The 19,531-nt window shown below is 69.7% G+C and carries 24 protein-coding genes; 13 read left to right on the forward strand and 11 right to left on the reverse strand.

Annotated features, from left to right (window positions below):
• Both EK403_RS22955 and rsmA read left to right on the forward strand, forming a co-directional pair.
• Positions 1 to 626 (forward strand): 4-hydroxythreonine-4-phosphate dehydrogenase PdxA (locus tag EK403_RS22955; protein ID WP_245479514.1); only part of this gene is annotated, 626 nt, incomplete at its 5' end.
• A complete protein-coding gene (rsmA, locus tag EK403_RS05185) occupies positions 623 to 1,468 on the forward strand; it encodes a 16S rRNA (adenine(1518)-N(6)/adenine(1519)-N(6))-dimethyltransferase RsmA (protein ID WP_128776421.1) in 846 nt (281 codons plus the stop codon). The genes EK403_RS22955 and rsmA, both read left to right, overlap by 4 nt.
• Here the strand turns inward: rsmA and EK403_RS22215 are convergent.
• The 10 genes from EK403_RS22215 to EK403_RS05230 all read right to left on the reverse strand — a co-directional run bounded on the left by EK403_RS22215 (position 1,458) and on the right by EK403_RS05230 (position 9,475).
• A complete protein-coding gene (locus EK403_RS22215) occupies positions 1,458 to 1,604 on the reverse strand; it encodes a hypothetical protein (RefSeq protein ID WP_164919499.1) in 147 nt (48 codons plus the stop codon). The two genes, rsmA and EK403_RS22215, sit on opposite strands and share 11 nt — an antisense overlap.
• A complete protein-coding gene (locus tag EK403_RS05190; RefSeq protein WP_128776422.1) occupies positions 1,601 to 1,894 on the reverse strand; it encodes a hypothetical protein in 294 nt (97 codons plus the stop codon). The genes EK403_RS22215 and EK403_RS05190 overlap by 4 nt, the downstream gene beginning before the upstream one ends.
• Positions 1,894 to 2,559 (reverse strand): guanylate kinase, encoded by a 666-nt coding sequence (gene gmk / locus EK403_RS05195; RefSeq protein ID WP_128776423.1) that lies wholly within the window; start codon positions 2,557 to 2,559, stop codon positions 1,894 to 1,896. The genes EK403_RS05190 and gmk overlap by 1 nt, the downstream gene beginning before the upstream one ends.
• A gap of 3 nt (positions 2,560 to 2,562) precedes the next feature.
• A complete protein-coding gene (locus tag EK403_RS05200) occupies positions 2,563 to 3,453 on the reverse strand; it encodes a YicC/YloC family endoribonuclease (RefSeq protein WP_128776424.1) in 891 nt (296 codons plus the stop codon).
• Positions 3,454 to 3,621: 168 nt separating this feature from the next.
• Positions 3,622 to 4,929, reverse strand: coding sequence for an endolytic transglycosylase MltG (mltG, locus tag EK403_RS05205; RefSeq protein ID WP_245479515.1), 1,308 nt, complete (start codon positions 4,927 to 4,929; stop codon positions 3,622 to 3,624).
• Between the two features lie 108 nt (positions 4,930 to 5,037).
• Entirely contained in the window at positions 5,038 to 6,303 is a 1,266-nt protein-coding gene (gene fabF / locus EK403_RS05210; RefSeq protein ID WP_128776425.1) for a beta-ketoacyl-ACP synthase II, read from the reverse strand.
• A 61-nt stretch (positions 6,304 to 6,364) separates the two neighbouring features.
• Positions 6,365 to 6,607, reverse strand: a complete 243-nt coding sequence (locus EK403_RS05215) for an acyl carrier protein (RefSeq protein ID WP_128776426.1) — start codon at positions 6,605 to 6,607, stop codon at positions 6,365 to 6,367.
• A 263-nt stretch (positions 6,608 to 6,870) separates the two neighbouring features.
• Positions 6,871 to 7,608: a 3-oxoacyl-[acyl-carrier-protein] reductase gene (gene fabG, locus EK403_RS05220; protein ID WP_128776427.1), complete on the reverse strand. Its 738-nt coding sequence runs from the start codon at positions 7,606 to 7,608 to the stop codon at positions 6,871 to 6,873.
• A gap of 10 nt (positions 7,609 to 7,618) precedes the next feature.
• Entirely contained in the window at positions 7,619 to 8,578 is a 960-nt protein-coding gene (gene fabD / locus EK403_RS05225) for an ACP S-malonyltransferase (protein ID WP_128776428.1), read from the reverse strand.
• A gap of 87 nt (positions 8,579 to 8,665) precedes the next feature.
• On the reverse strand, positions 8,666 to 9,475 hold the full coding sequence (locus EK403_RS05230) for a transglutaminase-like domain-containing protein (RefSeq protein WP_128776429.1): 810 nt from the start codon (positions 9,473 to 9,475) through the stop codon (positions 8,666 to 8,668).
• A 187-nt stretch (positions 9,476 to 9,662) separates the two neighbouring features.
• Between EK403_RS05230 and EK403_RS05235 the strand changes: the two genes are divergently transcribed.
• Positions 9,663 to 10,079, forward strand: coding sequence for a carboxymuconolactone decarboxylase family protein (locus tag EK403_RS05235; RefSeq protein WP_128776430.1), 417 nt, complete (start codon positions 9,663 to 9,665; stop codon positions 10,077 to 10,079).
• 78 nt (positions 10,080 to 10,157) lie between these two features.
• Here the strand turns inward: EK403_RS05235 and EK403_RS05240 are convergent, their stop codons facing one another.
• Positions 10,158 to 10,805 carry an outer membrane protein gene (locus EK403_RS05240; RefSeq protein WP_128776431.1) on the reverse strand — a complete coding sequence of 216 codons (648 nt, stop codon included), beginning with the start codon at positions 10,803 to 10,805 and terminating at the stop codon, positions 10,158 to 10,160.
• A 331-nt stretch (positions 10,806 to 11,136) separates the two neighbouring features.
• Here EK403_RS05240 and rpsF point away from each other — a divergent pair, with 331 nt between their 5' ends.
• The 10 genes from rpsF (at position 11,137) to EK403_RS05290 (ending at position 19,525) form a co-directional block, all read left to right on the forward strand.
• A complete protein-coding gene (rpsF, locus tag EK403_RS05245) occupies positions 11,137 to 11,601 on the forward strand; it encodes a 30S ribosomal protein S6 (protein ID WP_128776432.1) in 465 nt (154 codons plus the stop codon).
• Positions 11,601 to 11,849 carry a 30S ribosomal protein S18 gene (gene rpsR, locus EK403_RS05250; RefSeq protein ID WP_128776433.1) on the forward strand — a complete coding sequence of 83 codons (249 nt, stop codon included), beginning with the start codon at positions 11,601 to 11,603 and terminating at the stop codon, positions 11,847 to 11,849. The genes rpsF and rpsR overlap by 1 nt, the downstream gene beginning before the upstream one ends.
• A gap of 342 nt (positions 11,850 to 12,191) precedes the next feature.
• A complete protein-coding gene (locus EK403_RS05255) occupies positions 12,192 to 13,175 on the forward strand; it encodes a DUF2232 domain-containing protein (protein ID WP_128776434.1) in 984 nt (327 codons plus the stop codon).
• A gap of 37 nt (positions 13,176 to 13,212) precedes the next feature.
• Complete coding sequence (gene rplI, locus EK403_RS05260) at positions 13,213 to 13,836, forward strand: 50S ribosomal protein L9 (RefSeq protein WP_128776435.1); 624 nt, start codon at positions 13,213 to 13,215, stop codon at positions 13,834 to 13,836.
• Between the two features lie 288 nt (positions 13,837 to 14,124).
• The gene (locus EK403_RS05265) at positions 14,125 to 15,615 is read left to right on the forward strand and encodes a replicative DNA helicase (RefSeq protein WP_128776436.1); all 1,491 of its coding nucleotides are present in this window, start codon (positions 14,125 to 14,127) and stop codon (positions 15,613 to 15,615) included.
• Complete coding sequence (gene alr, locus EK403_RS05270; RefSeq protein ID WP_128776437.1) at positions 15,612 to 16,727, forward strand: alanine racemase; 1,116 nt, start codon at positions 15,612 to 15,614, stop codon at positions 16,725 to 16,727. Before EK403_RS05265 ends, alr begins: the two co-directional genes overlap by 4 nt.
• A gap of 41 nt (positions 16,728 to 16,768) precedes the next feature.
• Entirely contained in the window at positions 16,769 to 17,062 is a 294-nt protein-coding gene (locus tag EK403_RS05275) for a type II toxin-antitoxin system ParD family antitoxin (protein ID WP_245479516.1), read from the forward strand.
• A complete protein-coding gene (locus EK403_RS05280; protein WP_128776438.1) occupies positions 17,059 to 17,364 on the forward strand; it encodes a type II toxin-antitoxin system RelE/ParE family toxin in 306 nt (101 codons plus the stop codon). The genes EK403_RS05275 and EK403_RS05280 overlap by 4 nt, the downstream gene beginning before the upstream one ends.
• The gene (gene radA / locus EK403_RS05285; protein ID WP_128776439.1) at positions 17,364 to 18,761 is read left to right on the forward strand and encodes a DNA repair protein RadA; all 1,398 of its coding nucleotides are present in this window, start codon (positions 17,364 to 17,366) and stop codon (positions 18,759 to 18,761) included. Before EK403_RS05280 ends, radA begins: the two co-directional genes overlap by 1 nt.
• Before the next feature lie 101 nt (positions 18,762 to 18,862).
• On the forward strand, positions 18,863 to 19,525 hold the full coding sequence (locus EK403_RS05290; RefSeq protein WP_128776440.1) for a CvpA family protein: 663 nt from the start codon (positions 18,863 to 18,865) through the stop codon (positions 19,523 to 19,525).
• Positions 19,526 to 19,531: the final 6 nt, after the last annotated feature.

The raw sequence follows: 19,531 nt of genomic DNA on the forward strand, positions 1-19,531 counted from the left end.
CGGGCTTCCCGCATCCCGGCCACACCGAATATCTCGGCGCGCTTTCTGAGAACCTCTGGGGAAACCCCGTCCGCGCAGTCATGCTGCTCTGGGCGGAGGAGATCGCGGTCGTCCCCGTCACGGTCCATGTGCCGCTCGCCAAAGCCTGCGCCACGCTCACCGAAGACGACATCGTGGCGACCGGCCGGATCGTCGCCCGCGACCTCTGCCGGCGCTTCCGGATCGAGCGGCCGCGGCTTGCGATCGCGGGTCTCAACCCGCACGCCGGCGAGAACGGCGTGCTGGGCGACGAGGACGCAAGCGTCATCGCGCCGGCCGTCGAGCGCCTGAAGGCCGAGGGGCTCGTCGTGACCGGGCCCCACCCGGCCGACACGATGTTCCATGCCGCCGCCCGCGCGCGCTACGACGCGGCGCTCGCCATGTATCACGACCAGGCGCTGATCCCGGTGAAGACGCTCGCCTTCGACCGCGCGGTGAACGTCACGCTCGGCCTGCCCTTCGTGCGGACCTCGCCCGACCACGGCACGGCCTTCGACATCGCGGGAACTGGCGCGGGAGATCCGTCCAGCCTGATGGCGGCGCTCGGCCTCGCGGCGCGGCTGTCCCACGAACCCGTCATCGCGTGAGCCCGGTCGACGACCTGCCGCCGCTCCGCGAGGTCATCCAACGGCACGGGCTCGCGCCCAAGAAATCGCTCGGCCAGAACTTCCTGCTCGATCTCAACCTCACCAGCCGGATCGCGCGCGCAAGCGGCCGGCTCGAAGGCGTCACGGTGATCGAGGTCGGGCCCGGTCCCGGCGGGCTGACGCGGGCGCTGCTCGCGGAGGGGGCGGCGCGCGTCGTGGCGATCGAGAAGGATTCCCGCGCCATCGCGGCGCTCGGGGAGATCGCCGGGCGCTATCCGGGCCGCCTGGAGATCGTCGAGGGCGACGCGCTGTCGGTCGATATGAGAGCGCTGGCGGGCGACGGCCCGGCGCGGGTGGTCGCGAACCTCCCCTACAACGTCGCGACGCCGCTCCTGACGGGCTGGGTCGCGACGGAGGCCTGGCCGCCCTGGTGGGACAGCCTGACGCTGATGTTCCAGCGCGAGGTCGCCGAGCGGATCGTGGCCCAGCCGGGCGACGAGGCCTATGGAAGGCTCGGCGTGCTGTGCGGCTGGCGCTGCGAGGCGAAGATCGCTTTCGACGTCGCCCGGCAGGCCTTCACGCCGCCGCCCAATGTGACGTCGTCGGTGGTGCGTCTCGTCCCACGGGCGGCGCCGCTCGCCTGCCCCGTCCGGGATCTCGAAATCGTGACGCAGGCGGCCTTCGGCCAGCGCCGGAAGATGCTGAGACAGAGCCTGAAGAGCCTCGGCGACCCGGCGGCCCTGCTTCAGGCCACAGGGATCGAACCGACCCGGCGGGCCGAGGAGATACCGGTCGAGGGTTTTGTGGCGCTCGCGAGGGCGCGGGCGGCGCTCAGCGCCTGACGTTTCGTGCAGCGCGGACCTTCACAAGGCGCGCTTCGGCGCGGCGATGCTGCATCTCGTGAAAAGCCATCACGGAGGCGCCGAAACCGAGCACCAGCAGAGGCGCGACGAAGAGCAGATAGGTCTCGACAGTCATGGCTTGAGCTTTCCCAGAACCCGTGTCGCCCAGTAATGTAGGACGAAGCCCGTCGAAAGCCAAACCATGGTCGCCAATAAAAGCCGACCGATCGAGGGCTGGATCCCGGCCGGCATGGTCCCGGCGAGCGCCGACGCCAGCGGGATGACGATCCCCGCGAGCACCGAGCCCGAGGCCAGCGCGTTCAGCAGCGTCGCGATCAGCTTGATGCGCTCGTTCTCGACGAGCCGCGCGGCCGCCAGTTCGCCGGCGTCCTCTTCGGTCTCCTCGCCGTCCTCGCTTCCACTCATCACAACAGCGTGGCCCCGAGCTCCTCGGCGAGGCTCTCGGCGAACGCGCCGACGGCCAGACGGCGGGAACGCCGCAGACGCTCGGCCTCGAGGATCGAGCGGATCTCGTTGAAGCATCGGTCGAGATCATCGTTGATCACGACATAGTCGTATTCGGCCCAATGGCCGATCTCGACCGCGGCGTTGCGAAGACGGCGCGCGATCACGTCCGGCGCGTCCTCCGCCCGGCGATCGAGCCGGGCGCGCAGCTCCGCGGCCGACGGCGGCAGCACGAAGACAGAGACCACGTTCTCGTCGACAGCCTCCCGCACCTGCGCCGCGCCCTGCCAGTCGATGTCGAACAGCACGTCGCGGCCGGCCGCGAGCGCGTCCTCGACCGGCTGGCGCGGCGTGCCGTAGCAGTTGCCGTGGACCTCGGCCCACTCAAGCAGATCACGGCCGGCGCGCATCTCATCGAACCGCTTGCGCGAAATGAAATGATAGTGCCGGCCGTCGATCTCGCTCGCCCGCTTGGCCCGGGTCGTCACCGAGATCGACAGCTCGACCTCCGGATCCGCCTCAATCAAGTTGCGCGTAAGCGTCGACTTCCCCGCCCCCGAGGGAGACGACAGGATGAGCATCACGCCGCGCCGGGCGAGCTCCGGCGCCTGTTCCGTTTCGGCCATCGCCTACTCCACGTTCTGGACTTGCTCGCGGAACTGCTCGACCACGGCCTTGAGCTCCAGGCCAATCGCGGTCAGCGCGCGGTCGTTGGACTTGGCGCAGAGCGTGTTCGACTCGCGGCCGAACTCCTGCGCGAGAAAATCGAGCCGGCGCCCGACCGGGCCGCCCTCGACGATCAGAGTGCGCGCCGCCTCGACATGCGCGGAAAGCCGGTCCAGCTCCTCCCGGACGTCCGCCTTGGTCGCGATCAGCGCCGCCTCTTGATGGAGCCGGTCGGGATCGAGCGCGATGGCGGTTCCGAGCAGCGCCGCCACCTGTTCGGAAAGTCGGGCCTTCACCGCCTCCGGCGATCTCGCCGGGCAGGCGTCGGCTTGGGCCGTCAGCCGCGCGATGTCGTCGAGCCGCTCGGCCAGCACCGCATTGAGCGCCGCGCCCTCGGCTTGGCGGGCGATCGCCAGTTGCTCGAGCGCGAGCGCGAAATCCGCGACGACCGCCTCGACGAGGGCCGCGCGCTCGTCGGCCGTCTCCTCGGGCTCGACGAATTCCACCACGCCGCGCTGGGCGAGGATGGCGTCGACCGACGGGACGCCTGCGCCCGGCACGCGCTCCGCGATCGCCGCGGCTGCGGCGAGCACCGCCTGAAGCGCCGCCTCGTTGATCCGGACCTGAGCCTCGCTCGCCGGGCGCTCGAGCGTGAGGCTCGCCTGCACCGAGCCGCGCTTCAGCCTCGCCGGCACGGCGGAGCGCGCCGCCTGTTCGATCGCCTCGCATTGCGGCGGCACGCGCATCCGGACGTCGAGCCCCTTGGCGTTGACGCTCCTGAGCTCCCAGGCCCAGCGGGCCCGACCGAGCGCGCCGGAGGCCCGAGCGAATCCTGTCATGCTGGCGATCGGCATCGCGCGTGGGGCTCCGGCTCGGCCGCGGAGTCGCGGCGGGACCTGTTTTGAGCACAGCGGAGCCGCATGCGCGCGCCCAAATGTCCGTGGCGCACATTTCGACCGGCGGCGATGTGCGAAGGCGACAAATCGTGGAAAGCGTGGCCCGTCCCTAGCGTTTGGACAGCCCTATCGCTGTTCGCGCGGACGGCGACGGTCGTTGGCGGCGGGTTTCGGCGGGCTCGAACTGTTGGCGGCAGAGGGCGTCGGCGCTGGGGCGTTCGCGGTCTCGGCGCCTTCGTTCGAGGCCTCCGGCGTCTGCTCGTCGGGCGCCAGCCGGTCGGCCGGCACGCCGCGCGCCTTTTCGATGCGTCGCCAATTCGCGACGTTGCGGTTGTGCTCGACGAGCGTCGGCGCGAAGGCGTGGCCGCCCGAGCCGTCGGCGACGAAATAGAGGTCCTTGGTCTTGGCGGGCCGCGCCGCGGCCTCGAGCGCGTCGCGGCCGGGATTTGCGATCGGCCCCGCCGGAAGGCCGGGCACGACATAGGTGTTGTACGGCGTCCTGGACTGGATGTCGGCCCGGGTCAGGCTGCGGCCGAGCGTCCCCCGCCCGCCCACGAGCCCGTAGACGATCGTGGGATCGGACTGCAGCCGCATGCCGCGCGCGAGACGGTTCGCGAAAACGGCGGCGACGCGCGGCCGCTCCTCGGCGATCCCGGTCTCCTTCTCGACGAGCGAGGCGAGAGTGACGAGCTCGTCCACGCTCTTCAGCGTCGAGCCCGGATCGCGCTCCCGCCAGACCCGCTCGACCACCTCCTCGCGGTGCTGGCGCATCCGCGCGATCAGCTTCTCGCGCGAGTCGCCGCGGGTGAACTTGTAGGTCTCGGGGAGCAGCGCGCCTTCCGGCGGCGCCTCCTTGATCTCGCCCGTGAGCAGCGGCTGGTCGCGAAGCCGCTCGACGATCTGGAGGCTCGTGAGGCCTTCCGGAACCGTGAAGGCGTGCTCGATCGATTTGCCCGAGACGATGATCTCCATCGCCTCGCGCATGCTCACCTTCGCCGGAAAGGCGTATTCGCCGAAGCGGAGCTTGTCCTTCGCGCCATAGGCCGCGACGCCGAGCTTGAAGATGTTGGCGTCGTCGATCACGCCGGCGCGCGCCAGGCTGTCGGCGATCTCGGTGACGCCCTGGTTGCGCTGGACCATGACGGTCGTGTCGCGCTGGAGCGGCCCCGGCCGGTCAAAGACCGACTTGCCCCAATAGAGCGCGCCGCCGATGGCGAGCGTCGCAAGCGTGAGGAGCGTGAAGACGCCGCTGAGATAGCCGACCAGCGCGCCGTCGCGGCGTCGTTTGCGCGGCTTCGCCTCGCCCGCGCCCGTTTCGGCGGGCGCCGGCCCGCTCGGCGGAGCGGCCTCGGCCTCCGGCGCGTGGTCGAGACGATCGATCATGTCGTCGGGGCGCCTGTCGCCCGCGGCCGGCGCGGTCGGCTCGCTCGTCACGCTGTCTCCTCCCTCACGGGGACGTTAGGCGCGAAGCCCGCCCGCGATGTTTCGCGCACTTTAGCCGGGAATGTGGCGAAAGCCGAAGCGGCCCCGATCAAGGCCCGATCAGGCGTCGAAGCGCTTGAACACCAGCGAAGCGTTGGTGCCGCCGAAGCCGAAGGAATTCGACAGGGCGTAGTCGATCGACATCTTCTTCGCCTTGTGGGGCACGAGATCGAGCGCCGTCTCGACCGAAGGCTCGTCGAGATTGCGGGTCGGCGGCGCGATCTGGTCGCGGATCGCAAGCAGCGAGAAGATCGCCTCGACCGCGCCGGCGGCGCCGAGCAGATGGCCGATCGCCGACTTCGTCGACGACATTGTGATCTTGCCGGCGGCGTTGCCGACAAGCCGGGTCACCGCGCCGAGCTCGATCTCGTCGCCGAGCGGCGTCGAGGTGCCGTGCGCGTTGATGTAGTCGACCTCGCTGGGCTCGATCCCGGCGCGCTTCAGCGCCGCCTTCATGCACCGATAGGCGCCATCGCCGTCCATCGCCGGCGCGGTGATGTGATAGGCGTCGCCCGACAGGCCGTAGCCCACGACCTCGCCGTAGATCTTGGCGCCGCGCGCCCTGGCGTGCTCGTACTCCTCGAGCACCACGACGCCTGCGCCTTCGCCCATCACGAAGCCGTCGCGATCCTTGTCATAGGGGCGCGAGGCGCGTTCCGGCTCGTCGTTGAAATTGGTCGACAGCGCCCGGCAGGCCACGAAGCCCGCGACCCCGAGGCGGCTGATCGGCGATTCGGTTCCTCCCGCCACCATCACGTCGGCGTCGCCGAGCGCGATCATGCGCGCCGCGTCCCCGATCGCGTGGGCGCCGGTCGAGCAGGCGGTGACGACGGCGTGGTTCGGACCTTTGAGCCCGTGCCTGATCGACACATGCCCGGACGCCAGGTTGATCAGCCGGCCCGGGATGAAGAACGGCGAGATGCGCCGCGGCCCCTTCTCCGCGAGCACGATCGCCGCGTCCTCGATGCCCTTCAGCCCGCCGATGCCGGAGCCGATCAGCACGCCGGTCGCGCAGCGGTCGTCCTCGGTCTCGGGCTTCCATCCCGAATCCGCCAACGCCTCGTCGGCGGCCGCGACGGCGTAAGTGATGAAGTCGTCGACCTTGCGCTGCTCCTTCGGCTCCATCACGGCGTCGGGGTTGAACGTGCCGTTCGACCCGTCGCCGCGCGGAACGCTGCCCGCGACGCGCGCAGGCAAATCGTCGACCGGGAATTGATGGATGATCGAGAGACCGCTCTCGCCGTCGATCAGCCGATCCCAGACGGTCGGGACATTGGCGCCGAGCGGACAGACGATTCCAAGGCCGGTGGCGACGACCCGCCTCATGAACCCGTCCTGTTCTGCCTGCCGTTTCGAAGCGTCATGCGTGCCGACCGTCGCGCGGCGATCACGCCTGTGCGGCGTTCTTCTCGAGGAACTTGGTGGCGTCGCCGACCGTCAGGATGGTCTCGGCGGCGTCGTCCGGGATCTCGCAGCCGAACTCCTCCTCGAACGCCATCACGAGCTCGACCGTGTCGAGGCTGTCGGCGCCGAGATCGTCGATGAAGCTTGCGCTCTCTGTGACCTTGTCGGCGTCGACGCCGAGATGCTCGACCACGATCTTCTTCACCCGTTCGGCAATGTCGCTCATCGTTCTCTTTCCCTCGATTCTCGTTTTCGGAAGATCGCCTCGCCGGACCGTTCCGGTCCCGGCCAAGGCGTCCGGTTCGCGATTCCTCCGAACGGGGCTATTTGGAGGCGGACGGCGTCCCGGGCAAACGCTTTTTCGACGAAGCCGCCGGTTATCCTTCGGGACGGCAGGCTCTCGGCTGGTCGCCATCCCCTGAAGGACGGCCGGGTTCGTACCATGTTAACCAGCCCCGCGCCAGACGCGCGCAGGGGCCCTGACCCGCGTCAAATCATGGCCATGCCGCCGTTCACATGCAGCGTCTGGCCGGTGACGTAAGCCGCCTCCTCGCTCGCGAGATAGACCGTCGCGGCCGCGACGTCGACGCCCGCGCCGAAGCGGCCGGCGGGGATGCGTTCGATCGCGCCCGCGCGCTGCTTCTCGTTGAGCGCGTCGGTCATCGGGCTCTCGATGAAGCCCGGCGCGACGCAGTTGACGGTGATGTTGCGGCTCGCGACCTCATAGGCCAGCGACTTCGACATGCCGATCAGCCCGGCCTTCGAGGCCGCGTAGTTGCCCTGCCCCGGATTGCCCGTGACGCCGACCAGCGACGTGATGCCGATCAGCCGTCCGTAGCGGCGCTTCATCATGCCCTTGAGCGCCGCCCGGTAGAGCCGGAATCCGGCCGCGAGGTTGACCGTGATGACGTCGGCCCACTCCTCGTCCTTCATCCGCAGGAACAGATTGTCGCGGGTGACGCCGGCGTTGTGCACCAGAATGTCCAGCCCGCCCATGGCGGTCTCGGCCGCCCCGGGCAACGCGTCGACGGCGGCGGCGTCCTTGAGGTCGGTCGGGAGCACATGGGCGTTGCCGCCGAGCTCGCTCGCGAGCGCATCCAGCGCCTCGCGGCGCGTGCCGGAGAGCGCGACGGTCGCGCCCTGCGCGTGCAGGGCCGCAGCTATCGCCTTGCCGATGCCGCCGGTCGCGCCGGTGACGAGCGCCTTGCGGCCGGAAAGATCGAACATCGGGGCTCCTTCAGCCTTGCGCCGGAAACGCGGCCTCGGCCTTAAGCCGCGCCACGTCGTCAGGCGCGCCGACCGACTCGCCCGAGGCCTCGGGCGCGATCCGCTTGACCAGACCGGCCAACACCTTGCCGGCGCCGATTTCAATGAACCGAGACACACCGGCGCCGGCCATGAAGGCCACCGACTCGCGCCAGCGCACCGCGCCCGTGACCTGTTCGACGAGCCGGGCCCGGATCGCCTCGGGCTCGGTGATCGGACCCGCGGTCACATTCGCGATAAGAGGCGCCTTGGGCGCGTGGATCTTCACATTCGCGAGTGCTTCGCGCATGACCTCCGCGGCCGGGCCCATCAGCGCGCAATGGAACGGCGCGGAGACCGGAAGCAGCATCGCGCGCTTCGCGCCGCGCGTCTTGGCGACGGCCATCGCGCGCTCGACCGCGGCCTTCGCCCCCGAGACCACGACCTGGCCGGGCGCGTTGTCGTTCGCGGCCTGGACGACCTCGCCCTGGGCCGCCTCCTCGGCGACCGCGCGGGCCGTCTCGATATCGAGTCCGAGCAGCGCGGCCATCGCGCCTTCGCCCACAGGCACCGCAGTCTGCATCGCCTTGCCGCGGGTCCTCAGCAGCTTCGCGGCGTCGGCGATCGAAAGGCTGCCCGCCGCGGCCAGCGCCGAATACTCGCCGAGCGAATGGCCCGCCACGAAGGCCGCGTGGCGGCCGACGTCGAGCCCGGTTTCAGACTGCAGCACGCGCAGCGCCGCGAGGCTCACCGCCATCAGCGCGGGCTGGGCGTTCGCGGTCAGCACGAGCTTGTCTTCCGGGCCTTCGAAGATCGTCTGCGACAGGCTCTCGCCAAGCGCCGCGTCGACCTCCTCGAAGACGGCGCGCGCGACGGCGAACTGGTCCGCAAGCGCGCGGCCCATGCCGACCTGCTGGCTGCCCTGCCCCGGAAAGATCAATGCGATGCTCAATGCGCGCGCCTTGCGTCCTTAAGGATGACGCGGGACGCAAAGCAGGCGGGCGCAGGCCATGTCAAGCGCGTGGCGTGCCCGACGGAGCTATTCGACGACCTCGTCGGTCCAGACCCGGAAGCTCTTCAACGTGTTTGGGCCGAACACGTTGGTCAGCGCGACGTCGGAGGCGTCGCGGCCGCGGCCCATGACGATGCGGCCGATGCGGGGGCGATTGTGGCGCGCGTCGAACGTGTGCCAGCGGCCGCCGAGATAGACCTCCATCCAGGCCGAGAAATCCATCGGCGCCGGATCCTTGGGCACGCCGATGTCGCCCAGATAGCCGGTCGCGTAGCGCGCCGGGATGTTCATGCAACGGCACAGGGTGATGGCGAGATGCGCGAAATCGCGGCAGACGCCCTGCCGCTCCTCATGCGTCTCCCACGCCGATTTGGTGGGACGCGCATGCGCGTAGCCGAACGACACGCGCTCATGCACATAAGCGACGATCATCTGCACGCGCGCCCAGCCCATCGGGCCGTTCCCGAACAGCCGCCAGGCCTCCTCGGCCAAACGGTCGGTTTCGCAATAGCGGCTGCCGAGCAGATAGATCAGCGTGTCCTCGGGCAGCTCCTGAACGGCGTGCTGCGGGGCGTTCGGGGACACGACGTCGGGCTCGCCGCTGTCCGCCACCAGCGCGTCGGTGGTGAGCGTGAAGTCGCCGGCCGGCGCGGTCATACGGCTGCAGATGTTGCCGAAATCGTCGATATAGGTCGAGATCGGCGTGAACGGATACGCCGAGATCGTGTCGGGCGTCAGCAGGTCCTTCTCGCGGCTCGGATGCACGTTGAGCATCGCAAGCAGCGGGGTCGGCTGCGGGAAGGTGTGGACGATCTCGAAGCCGATGCGGATCTTCATTGGGACGGGCGCCGTTTTGCGGGGCGCGACGCCCTCCAGGGTGGACGGAACGCGGTGTGGGGCGGATGGTTGCGACAGCCTAGCACCGCGTTCCCCCGTCGCCGTTGGAACGACTTGTGGGACTGACCTGCAAGTCCGGCGCCGCACCGACGCCCATGCCCGGCATTTTCGGAAAGCAGGAGCGCAGATGAGCGACGCCGACGACCGCCAAGCCAGGGGCCGCCGCACCTTGTCGGAGTATCACGGACGGCCGGGCGAGGAGGTGATCGAGCGCCTCGGGCGCATCTCGCCCGACTTCGCCCGGCAGCTCGTCGACTACTGCTTCGGCGACGTCTATTGCCGCCCCGGCCTCGACCGCCGGTCCCGCCAGGTCGCCACCATCGCGGCGCTCGCCGCGCTCGGAAACGCCGAGGGGCAGCTGAAGTGGCATGTCCGCGGAGGGCTCAATATCGGCCTCTCGCGCGAGGAGATCGTCGAGATCCTGATGCAGATGGCGATCTATGGCGGCTTCCCGGCCGCGGTGCGGGCGCTGATCGCGGCCCAGGAGGTGTTCGACGAGATCGACATCGGCGGCGAGGAGGCGGCGCGCCAGGACGACGCCTGAGGCGCCCCCCCGAAACGCAAAGGGCTCCGCGGCGCGAGCCGCGGAGCCTTGGTCTTGCCGGCCGTCAGGCGGGACGCCTCACCAGCTGAACTTGTAGGAGACGCCGCCCATCACGCGGTGCTCGTCGTAGGACACCTTCGTCGAGGCGCGGCCGAGGTCGTACTTCTCCTTGCCATAATCGGCGAAGCGGTAGTCGGCCCGCAGCGCGACGTTGTCGGTCACGGCGTATTCCGCGCCGCCGCCGACCGTCCAGCCAATGGTGGCCTGCGAATCTTTCGCGCCGCCCGCCTTCACGCGGGTGTCGGCATAGGCGACGCCGGCCGCCCCGTAGACCAGGAAGCGGTCGAACGCATAGCCGACGCGGCCGCGGGTCGCGCCGTTCCAGCGCGACTCGAACTTGGCGCCGCCGATCTTGTCGTCGGCGTTCGACCAGTTGAAGTCGGTCTCGACGCCGAGCACGACCGGAGAACCGTCGAGCTGCACGTTGTAGCCGACGTATCCGCCGAGCGAGACGCCCTTCGGCTTGATCTTGCCGGCGTCGGTGTCGCCCCAGCTGTAGCCGCCCTGCAGACCGACATAAGGACCGGACCACGTGAAGGACGGGACCGGCGCCGCGACCGCGGGAGCCGGCTCATAGGCCGGGAGATCGGCCGCGCGGGCGGCCGAACCGGCGAACGCGCCGGCGGCTGCGAGGGCTGCGACGGCGGATGCGTATTTGAAAGACATGCTTACCCCAGGTCAGGCGTTTCAGACGCGTGGCCCAATGACGGCCGAATGTGGCCCCCGAATGTGATCAAATGGCTATTTCGTGACCGTCCGCGACCGCGATATTTTTGCAACGCAGCACGCGGGCTTGCCTCCCCGCCCCTCATCCTCTATACGCGCCGCTTCGCGTCGTTCGGCTGGGGGCTGAACGGAGGGGTCGGTCCGCCGGCCAGGACCTCAAAAGGTCCGGCCTCCCGTGTCTCCGCCTTCGAGAATTCGTTCGGGCCTTCGATGAGGCTCGGAGGGCTTCGCGCCGGACGGCAGTCGTCAACCTGAGAGAAGGCCATATCCCATGCCGCTCTACGAACACGTCTTCCTGGCGCGCCAGGACGTGACGTCGCAGCAGGTCGAGGAGATGACCGCCCAGTACAAGCAGCTCCTGGAAAGCCAGGGCGGCGAGGTCGCGAAGACCGAGCACTGGGGCGTCAAACCGCTCGCCTACCGCATCCACAAGAACCGCAAGGCCCATTACACGCTGCTCAACATCGACGCGCCGGCCGCCGCCGTCGCCGAGATGGAGCGCCAGATGGGCATCTCCGAAGACGTGCTGCGCTTCATGACCATCAAGGTCGACGAGCTCGAAGAGGGCCCGTCCGCGATGCTCCAGCGCCGCGACCGCGACGACCGCGACGACCGCCCGCGCGGCGGCCGGGGCGGGTTCGGCGGCGGCGGCGACCGTGGCCCGCGCCGCGACCGTGACGACAGACCTCGCGACGACCGCCCGCGCCGCGACGACTTTGGTGGGGAGGCGAACTGATGGCCGCCGCAGCTTCGGGCGGCCAGCGCCGCCCCTTCTTCCGTCGCCGCAAGACCTGCCCGTTCTCGGGCGCCAACGCGCCGAAGATCGACTACAAGGACGTGCGGCTGCTGCAGCGCTACATTTCCGAGCGCGGCAAGATCGTGCCGTCGCGCATCACGGCGGTCTCCGCCAAGAAGCAGCGCGAGCTCGCCAAGGCGATCAAGCGCGCCCGCTTCCTCGGCCTGCTGCCCTACGTCATCAAGTGATCTAGGGCGGCCTCCGGGCCGCTCGACGTCATCCCGGCCGAAGCGAAGCGCAGAGCCGGGATCGCAAGTCAAGTAAAGCGCCGTCATTCTGGGATTGTCCCGGAATCCGCTTCCGCCGCGCTCCGGCCCGTCAGGCGCCGGACGTGGTCATGGGTCCCGGGATAAGCCCGGGACGACGGTCGAGTTGTCGGGCGCCTGTCGCCTGAACGACCCCGGATCGGCCTTTGGCCGTCCGGGATGACGCGATTTCCATTTCGTCGGCCTCGGCCGGCGTCGTTGGGCGGACTCTTGCCGCCCTAACCGCGGACTTCCCCGCGGGACAGCAGGACGTCCGAACGCGACATGTCGCCCGCCCCCCTCCTCCTGATCGGCGTCGCCGCCGGCTCCGTCTCGGCGCTGCTCTACGCCGCCGCGGCGTCCGGCTCGGCGCTCGCGCTGATGCTGCTCTACGTCGCGCCGCTGCCGATCCTGCTCGCGGGCGTCGGCTGGCGCCATCATGCGGGGCTCGCCGGCGCCGCCTTCGGCATGGTCGCGCTGACGCTCGCGATCGGCCCCAAGACCGGTCTCTATTTCGCGCTCGCGGTCGGCCTGCCGGCCTGGTGGCTCGCCTATCTCGCGCTGCTCGCCCGCGTCGACGCGGCGACCGGCGTGACGGAATGGTACCCGGTCGGCCGCCTGGTCGCCTGGTGCGCCGGGCTCGGGGCGCTGCTGGTCGCGGCGACCGTGCCGCTGGTCGGCTCCACGCTCGAGGAATACCGCGCGGCGCTGCGTGACGTCTTCTCGAAGGCGCTGATGGGCGCGAGCCCCGGCGGCGAGGCGCCGCAGCTTCCAGGCGGGCAGGACCCGAAGGCGGTGATCGAACTCATGACGATCGCGGCGCCGGGCCTCGCCGCGACAGTGTGGACGCTTTCGACGCTGCTCAACCTCTGGCTCGCGGGGCGCATCTGCCGGTCGTCCGGCCGGCTCGTGCGGCCCTGGCCCGACCTCGCCGCCATGGACCCGCCGCGCGCCGCGGCGCTGATCCTCGCGGCCGGATTTCTCGGCTCGTTTCTCCCCGGTTTGCCGGGCCTGATCGCCGCGCTGTTCGCCGCGACCTTCCTGCTGGTCTTCACGCTGCTCGGCCTCGCGGTGATGCATGTCACGACCCGCGCAGCGCCCGCCCGCGGGCTGATCCTGTTCGCGCTCTACGCGCTTTTGATGCTGCAGCCCTGGATCGCGCTGTTCCTCGCGGGGCTCGGGCTCTCCGAACAGCTTTTCGGAATCCGGAGGCGCTTCGGCCCTCCCCCCGGCGGGCCGCCGCCCACGGCCCCCGCCAACCTGCCATGACGCATGAACAACTCGACGGAATGAACGGAGAAGACAGATGCAAGTGATCCTGCTCGAACGTATCGCCCGGCTCGGCCAGATGGGCGACGAGGTGCGCGTCAAGGACGGCTACGCCCGCAACTTCCTGCTGCCGCGCCACAAGGCGCTGCGCGCCAACGAGGCCAACCGCAAGCGCTTCGAGGAGCAGCGCTCCCAGCTCGAAGCCCGCAACCTCGAGCTCAAGAGCGAGGCCGAGCGCGTCGGCGAGAAGATCGACGGCAAGGTGCTGGTGCTGGTCCGCCAGGCCGGCGAGACCGGCCAGCTCTACGGCTCGGTGTCCACGCGGGACGTGGCCGAGGCCCTGACCAGGGACGGGACGTCGGTCGCCCGCAACCAGGTGGTGCTGAACGCGCCGATCAAGACGATCGGCCTGCATGTCCTACCGATCCAGCTCCACCCCGAGGTCGAGGTCCACGTGACGATCAACGTCGCGCGCTCCGAAGGCGAGGCTCAGCGCCAGGCGGCGGGCGAGGACCTGACGCAGCGCGAGGAAGGCCCGGCGTTCGAGACCTTCTCGGAAGACGATGATGACGATCGCCGCGGCCGTCGCGACCGCGACGAGCAGCCGGAGATCTTCGAGGAGACCGACGGCGCGACCGCGGCGGACGAACCGACGGCCTGAAGCCGCCGGACGTCGTTCCTCAATCCAAACGCCCGGCCCTCGCGCCGGGCGTTTTTGTTTGGGCCCGCGCCACGGGGTCCCGAACCGCGCGAAACGAGATGCGCGTGGCGACAAGATGTTCTATATTTGTTCCCGACGTTGGACGGAAGCGACGGTCAAGCGATTCGAATCGGTGATTTGGCCCGCTGTGGGAATCGGGAACGACGCTCCTCCGCCCGCAGATCGACGCCCGAACCGATGAGGTCGGTGCTAACGCTTCGCTAACCTTCTCCAGCCGAAGACGCCCGGATGTCAGCCGCCAACGCCCTCGTTCCGCGCCTCGTCGACCCTGAGCCGCAATACCGTCAAGCGCCTCACAACATCGAGGCCGAGCAGGCGCTGCTCGGCGCGGTGCTGGTCAACAACGACGCGTTCTGGCGGGTCTCGGACTTCCTAGAGCCCGGCCATTTCTATGAGGGGCTGCACGCCCGGATCTACGAGATCGCGATGAGCCTGGTGCGCGCCGGCAAGGCCGCGACGCCGGTCACCATCAAGACCTTCCTGCCCGTCGATCTCGACCTCGGCGGCCTCACCATGCCGCAATATCTCGCCCGCCTCGCGGCCGAGGCCACGACCGTCATCAACGCCGAAGACTATGGCCGCACGATCTACGACCTCGCGCTCCGCCGCGCGCTGATCGGCATCGGCGAGGACGTGGTCAACGTCGCCTATGACGCGCCCGTGGAGGCGACGCCGCGCGACCAGATCGAGGACGCCGAGCGCAAGCTGTTCGCGCTGGCCGAGACCGGCCGCTATGACGGCGGCTTCCAGACCTTCTCGCACGCGCTGAAGACCGCCGTCGACATGGCGGCCGCGGCCTACAAGCGCGACGGCGGCCTGTCGGGCGTCGCGACCGGCCTCGACGACCTCGACCGGCTGATGGGCGGGCTGCAGGCCTCCGACCTCATCATCCTCGCGGGGCGCCCGGGCATGGGCAAGACCTCGCTCGCCACCAACATCGCGTACAACATCGCGAAGGCCTATCAGGGCGAGACCCAGGCCGACGGGCGCGTGAAGACCGTCAATGGCGGGATCGTGGGCTTCTTCTCGCTCGAAATGTCGGCTGAGCAGCTCGCGACCCGCATCGTCGCCGAACAGGCGGAGATCTCGTCGTCCAAGATCCGCCGCGGCGCGATCAGCGAGAGCGAGTTCTTCAAGCTGACCGAGGCGGTCGGCGAGATGCAGCGCTCGCCGCTGTTCATCGACGAGACCGGCGGCCTGTCGATCGCCCAGCTCGCCGCGCGCGCCCGGCGTCTGAAGCGCTCCAAGGGCCTCGATTTGCTGGTCGTCGACTATCTTCAGCTGCTTTCCGGCTCGACCAAGAAGGGCGACAACCGGGTGCAGGAGATGACCGAGATCACGACCGGCATGAAGGCGCTCGCCAAGGAGCTCGCCGTGCCGATCATCGCGCTCTCGCAGCTCTCGCGTCAGGTCGAATCGCGCGAGGACAAGCGCCCGCAGCTCTCCGACCTTCGCGAGTCCGGCTCGATCGAGCAGGACGCCGACGTGGTGCTGTTCGTTTTCCGCGAGGAGTACTACGTGAAGAACAAGAAGCCCCGCGAAGGCACGCCAGAGTTCGACCAGTGGATGATCGAGATGGAGAACGTGTCGGGCAAGGCCGAGGTGATCATCGGCAAGCAGCGCCATGGCCCGACGGGGACGGTCGAGCTGCAGTTCGAGGCGGAGTATACCCGCTTCGGCAATCTGGCGCAGGAAGACCGGCTGCCGGAGAGGATGTGAGCGAAGCCTTCCCCGGCGCCCGGCTGACGATCGATCTCGGCGCACTCGCCGACAATTGGCGCACGCTCGCGGCCCTGTCGGCGACGAGCGAATGCGCCGCGGTGGTGAAGGCCGACGCTTACGGGACCGGGCTGGAGCACGCCGTCCGCGCGTTGGCCGGGGCCGGCGCGAAGACCTTCTTCGTCGCGCATCTCTCTGAGGCCCGGGTCGCGCGCCGCGTCGCTCCCACGGCCGCCGTCTATATCCTCAACGGCCTGCCGCCAGGCGCGGCCGCCGCCTATGCGCAGACGGGCGCGCGACCCGTGCTCGGCTCGCGCGAGGAGATCGAGGAATGGGCGGCCTTCGTCGCCTCGGCGGGCGAAGGCTTTCCGGCGGCGATCCATGTCGACACCGGCATGAACCGGCTCGGGCTGCGGCCCGAGGAAGCGCGCGCGATGTTCGCAGGCGGGGGACCCGGGTTCCGGCCTTCGCTGCTGATGAGCCATCTCGCCTGCGCGGACGAGCCCGAGCGGCCCGAGACCGAACGGCAGCGCGCGCTGTTCGCCGAGCTTCGCGCGCTGTGTCCGGAAACGCCCGCAAGCCTCGCCAACTCCGCCGGAACCCTGCTCGGGCGGACCGAAGGCGGGGACCTCGGCTTCGACCTGCGGCGCCCGGGCGTCGCGCTCTATGGCTCGAACCCGATCGCCGGCCGTCCCTCCCCGCTGAAGCCCGTCGTCCAGTTGGAGGCGCGGATCGTCCAGGTCAGGGACGCGGCCGAGGGAGAAGCGGTCGGCTATGGCGGCGCGCAGCGCCTCAAGCGGCCTTCCCGCATCGCAGTGCTGTCGCTCGGCTATGCGGACGGCGTCATGCGGGCCGGCGGCTCGGAGGACGTGTCGCCGGGAGCCGTCGGCTTCCTGGGCGAGACGCCCTGCCCCTATGTCGGCCGCATCTCGATGGACCTGATCGCGATCGACGTGACCGACGCGCCGGACGGCGCCGCGCGCCGCGGCGCATGGGTCGAGATTCTCGGCGACCACGTCAGCGTCGACCAATTGGCCAGAGCCTGCAACACCATCGGCTACGAGGTGCTGACGGCGCTCGGCCGGCGCTATGAGCGCCACTATGTCGGCTGATTGCCGGCGGCGCCCGCGACGCCTATTATCAACAGTTGATAATGGAGGCCGCCATGCCGTCCAGTTTCGCCCTCGGCGAGCATTTCGAGAATTTCATCAAGTCGATGGTCGCGTCCGGCCGCTACAACAACGCGAGCGAGGTGGTGCGCGACGGGCTGCGGGCGTTGGAGGAGCGAGAGCTTCAACGGGAACGGGACGAGGCCGAATTGGAGGCCTTTCTCGCGCCGAGTTTCGAGGATTTGGCGAATGGCCGCGAAATGACCGTCGACGAAGTCCGCGCATTTCTGGAGCTTGCGCGCTCCGAGCGAATGACGGTTGACCAGACCTCCGAATGAAGGTTCGCATCACGCCGCGCGCCGCCACTGACATTCTGGAAATCGAGACCTTCATTCGCCAGGAGAACCCAGCGGCGGCGGCGCGCCTGGCGAACGAGATCGTGGACCGCTGTCTTGCGCTTGAAACGGCCTCACAGCGCGGCCCGATCATTGGCCTCGCAAAGGGACAATCGATCCGTCGCCTCGTGCATGGAAACTATCTTATCGTCTACATCATCCAGACAGATGCGATCCGGGTGCTTCGCATCGTCCACGGCGCGCGCAGTCCCCGCCTGCTTTTGAAGAATCTCGACCTCCCCTGATGTCCCGCGGAAAATCCACCTTCGTCTGCCAGTCCTGCGGCGCGGTCTCGTCGCGCTGGGCGGGGAAATGCGAGGCCTGCGGCGCGTGGAACTCGATCGTCGAGGAAGCGGCCGCCGCGCCGCTTCCGGGCGGCTCGACGGTCCGCGCGCTCGGACGCGGACGGGTCGTCGTGTTGGAAGGGCTGTCCGGCGCGCCCGACGAGGCGCCGCGGCTCGAGGTCGGCATCGCCGAGCTCGACCGCGTCACCGGCGGCGGCTTCGTGCACGGCTCGGCCCTGCTGCTCGGCGGCGATCCAGGCATCGGCAAGTCGACGCTGCTGATCCAGGCGACCGCCGAGCTTGCGCGCGCCGACCATCGCGTCGTCTATGTCTCGGGCGAGGAGGCGGCAGGGCAGGTCAGGCTCCGCGCCCAGCGGCTCGGGCTGAGCGACGCGCCCGTGGCGCTCGCGGCCGAGACCTGCGTCGAGGACATCCTCGCGACGCTGAAGAGCGGACCTCCGCCCCGGCTCGTGATCATCGATTCGATTCAGACGCTCTGGACCGGGCAGGTGGAGTCTGCGCCCGGCACCGTGACCCAGGTGCGCGCCTCCGCCCAGGCCATGATCCGCTACGCCAAGACCACCGGCGCCTGCGTCGTGCTGGTCGGCCACGTCACCAAGGACGGCCAGATCGCCGGGCCTCGCGTGGTCGAGCACATGGTCGACGCCGTGCTGTCCTTCGAGGGCGATTCGGGCCGCGACTTCCGCATCCTGCGCGCCCAGAAGAACCGCTTCGGCCCGACCGACGAGATCGGCGTCTTCGCCATGACCGGCGCGGGGCTGGAGGAGGTGCGCAACCCCTCGGCGCTGTTCCTCGGCGACCGCGAGCCGGACGCGCCGGGGGCGGCCGTCTTCGCAGGGCTCGAAGGTTCGCGCCCCCTGCTGGTCGAGATCCAGGCGCTCGTCGTGCCCTCCACGCTCGGCACGCCGCGCCGGGCGGTCGTCGGCTGGGAAGGCTCGCGGCTCGCCATGGTGCTTGCCGTGCTTGAGGCGCGCTGCGGCGTCAGGCTTGGCGGCCACGACGTCCACCTCGCGGTCGCGGGCGGCCTGAAGGTCCAGGAGCCGGCAGCGGATCTTGCGGTCGCGGCGGCGCTGATCTCGTCCATGACCGACGCGCCGCTTCCGGTCGACGCCGTGTTCTTCGGCGAGATTGGACTGACGGGCGCGGTGCGCCCGGTGTCTCATCCGACCCTGAGGCTGCGGGAGGCTGCCCGTCTCGGCTTCGCGCGCGCCGCCCTGCCGGCGGCCGCCGAGGACGCCGCGCGCGAGGCGGGGCTGCAGTCGGTCCCGGTCGCGACGCTCGACGCGCTCGTGGCCCGGTTGGCCGCGCGCGCCGAGGCCGCGCGCAAAGGCGCGTGACGGGGACCGTCATGAGGGGTATAGAAACCGCGCCCGCGCTTCCGCACAGAGCCGGAAGCTTCCGCCCGCCCGTTCAGAGCCAAGGTCCGCGGCCCGCGTAGATGACCATCACGCTTCTCGACGTCATCCTGATCGCCGTGATGGGCGTGTCGGCGCTGCTCGCCATGGTCCGGGGCTTCACGCGCGAAGCCCTGTCGATCGCCTCCTGGGTCGCGGCGGCGGCCGCCACCTGGTATTTCTTCGAGCCTGCGCGGACGATCGCTCGCGAGAACATCAAGTTCAATCCGCCGCAGCTCGTCGACGTGCTGGCGGCCGGCTCGATCTTCGTCGTCGTGCTGCTCGTCGTGTCCTTCATCACAATGAAGATTTCGGACGCGATCCTCGACAGCCGGGTCGGCCCGGTCGACCGCATCCTAGGCTTCGCCTTCGGGGCGGCGCGCGGTCTGCTCCTCGTCGTGGTCGCGTTCATGTTCTTCACCTGGCTCGTGCCCGACAAGGGCCAGCCGGAGTGGTTCAGGACGGCGCAATCGAAGCCGATGCTGCAGGACGCCGGGGACAAGCTTCTGGCGATGTTGCCGGAAGACCCCGAAAGCACCATCTTGCAGAGACTGAAGCGCCGGGACGGCTCCGGAGAGGCGGCCAACCCGGCCGCGCCGTCGGCGCCCGACGCTCCCCAGGCGCCCGACGAGGCGCCGGACCAGAACCCTGCGGATCGGCAGGGCATCGACAGATTGCTCGAGCAGGATCAAAAGCCCCGTCAGTGACGGGCT

Origin of the sequence: Hansschlegelia zhihuaiae, from assembly GCF_004103825.1 — a bacterium.
In the GTDB taxonomy this organism is placed as follows: domain Bacteria; phylum Pseudomonadota; class Alphaproteobacteria; order Rhizobiales; family Methylopilaceae; genus Methylopila; species Methylopila zhihuaiae.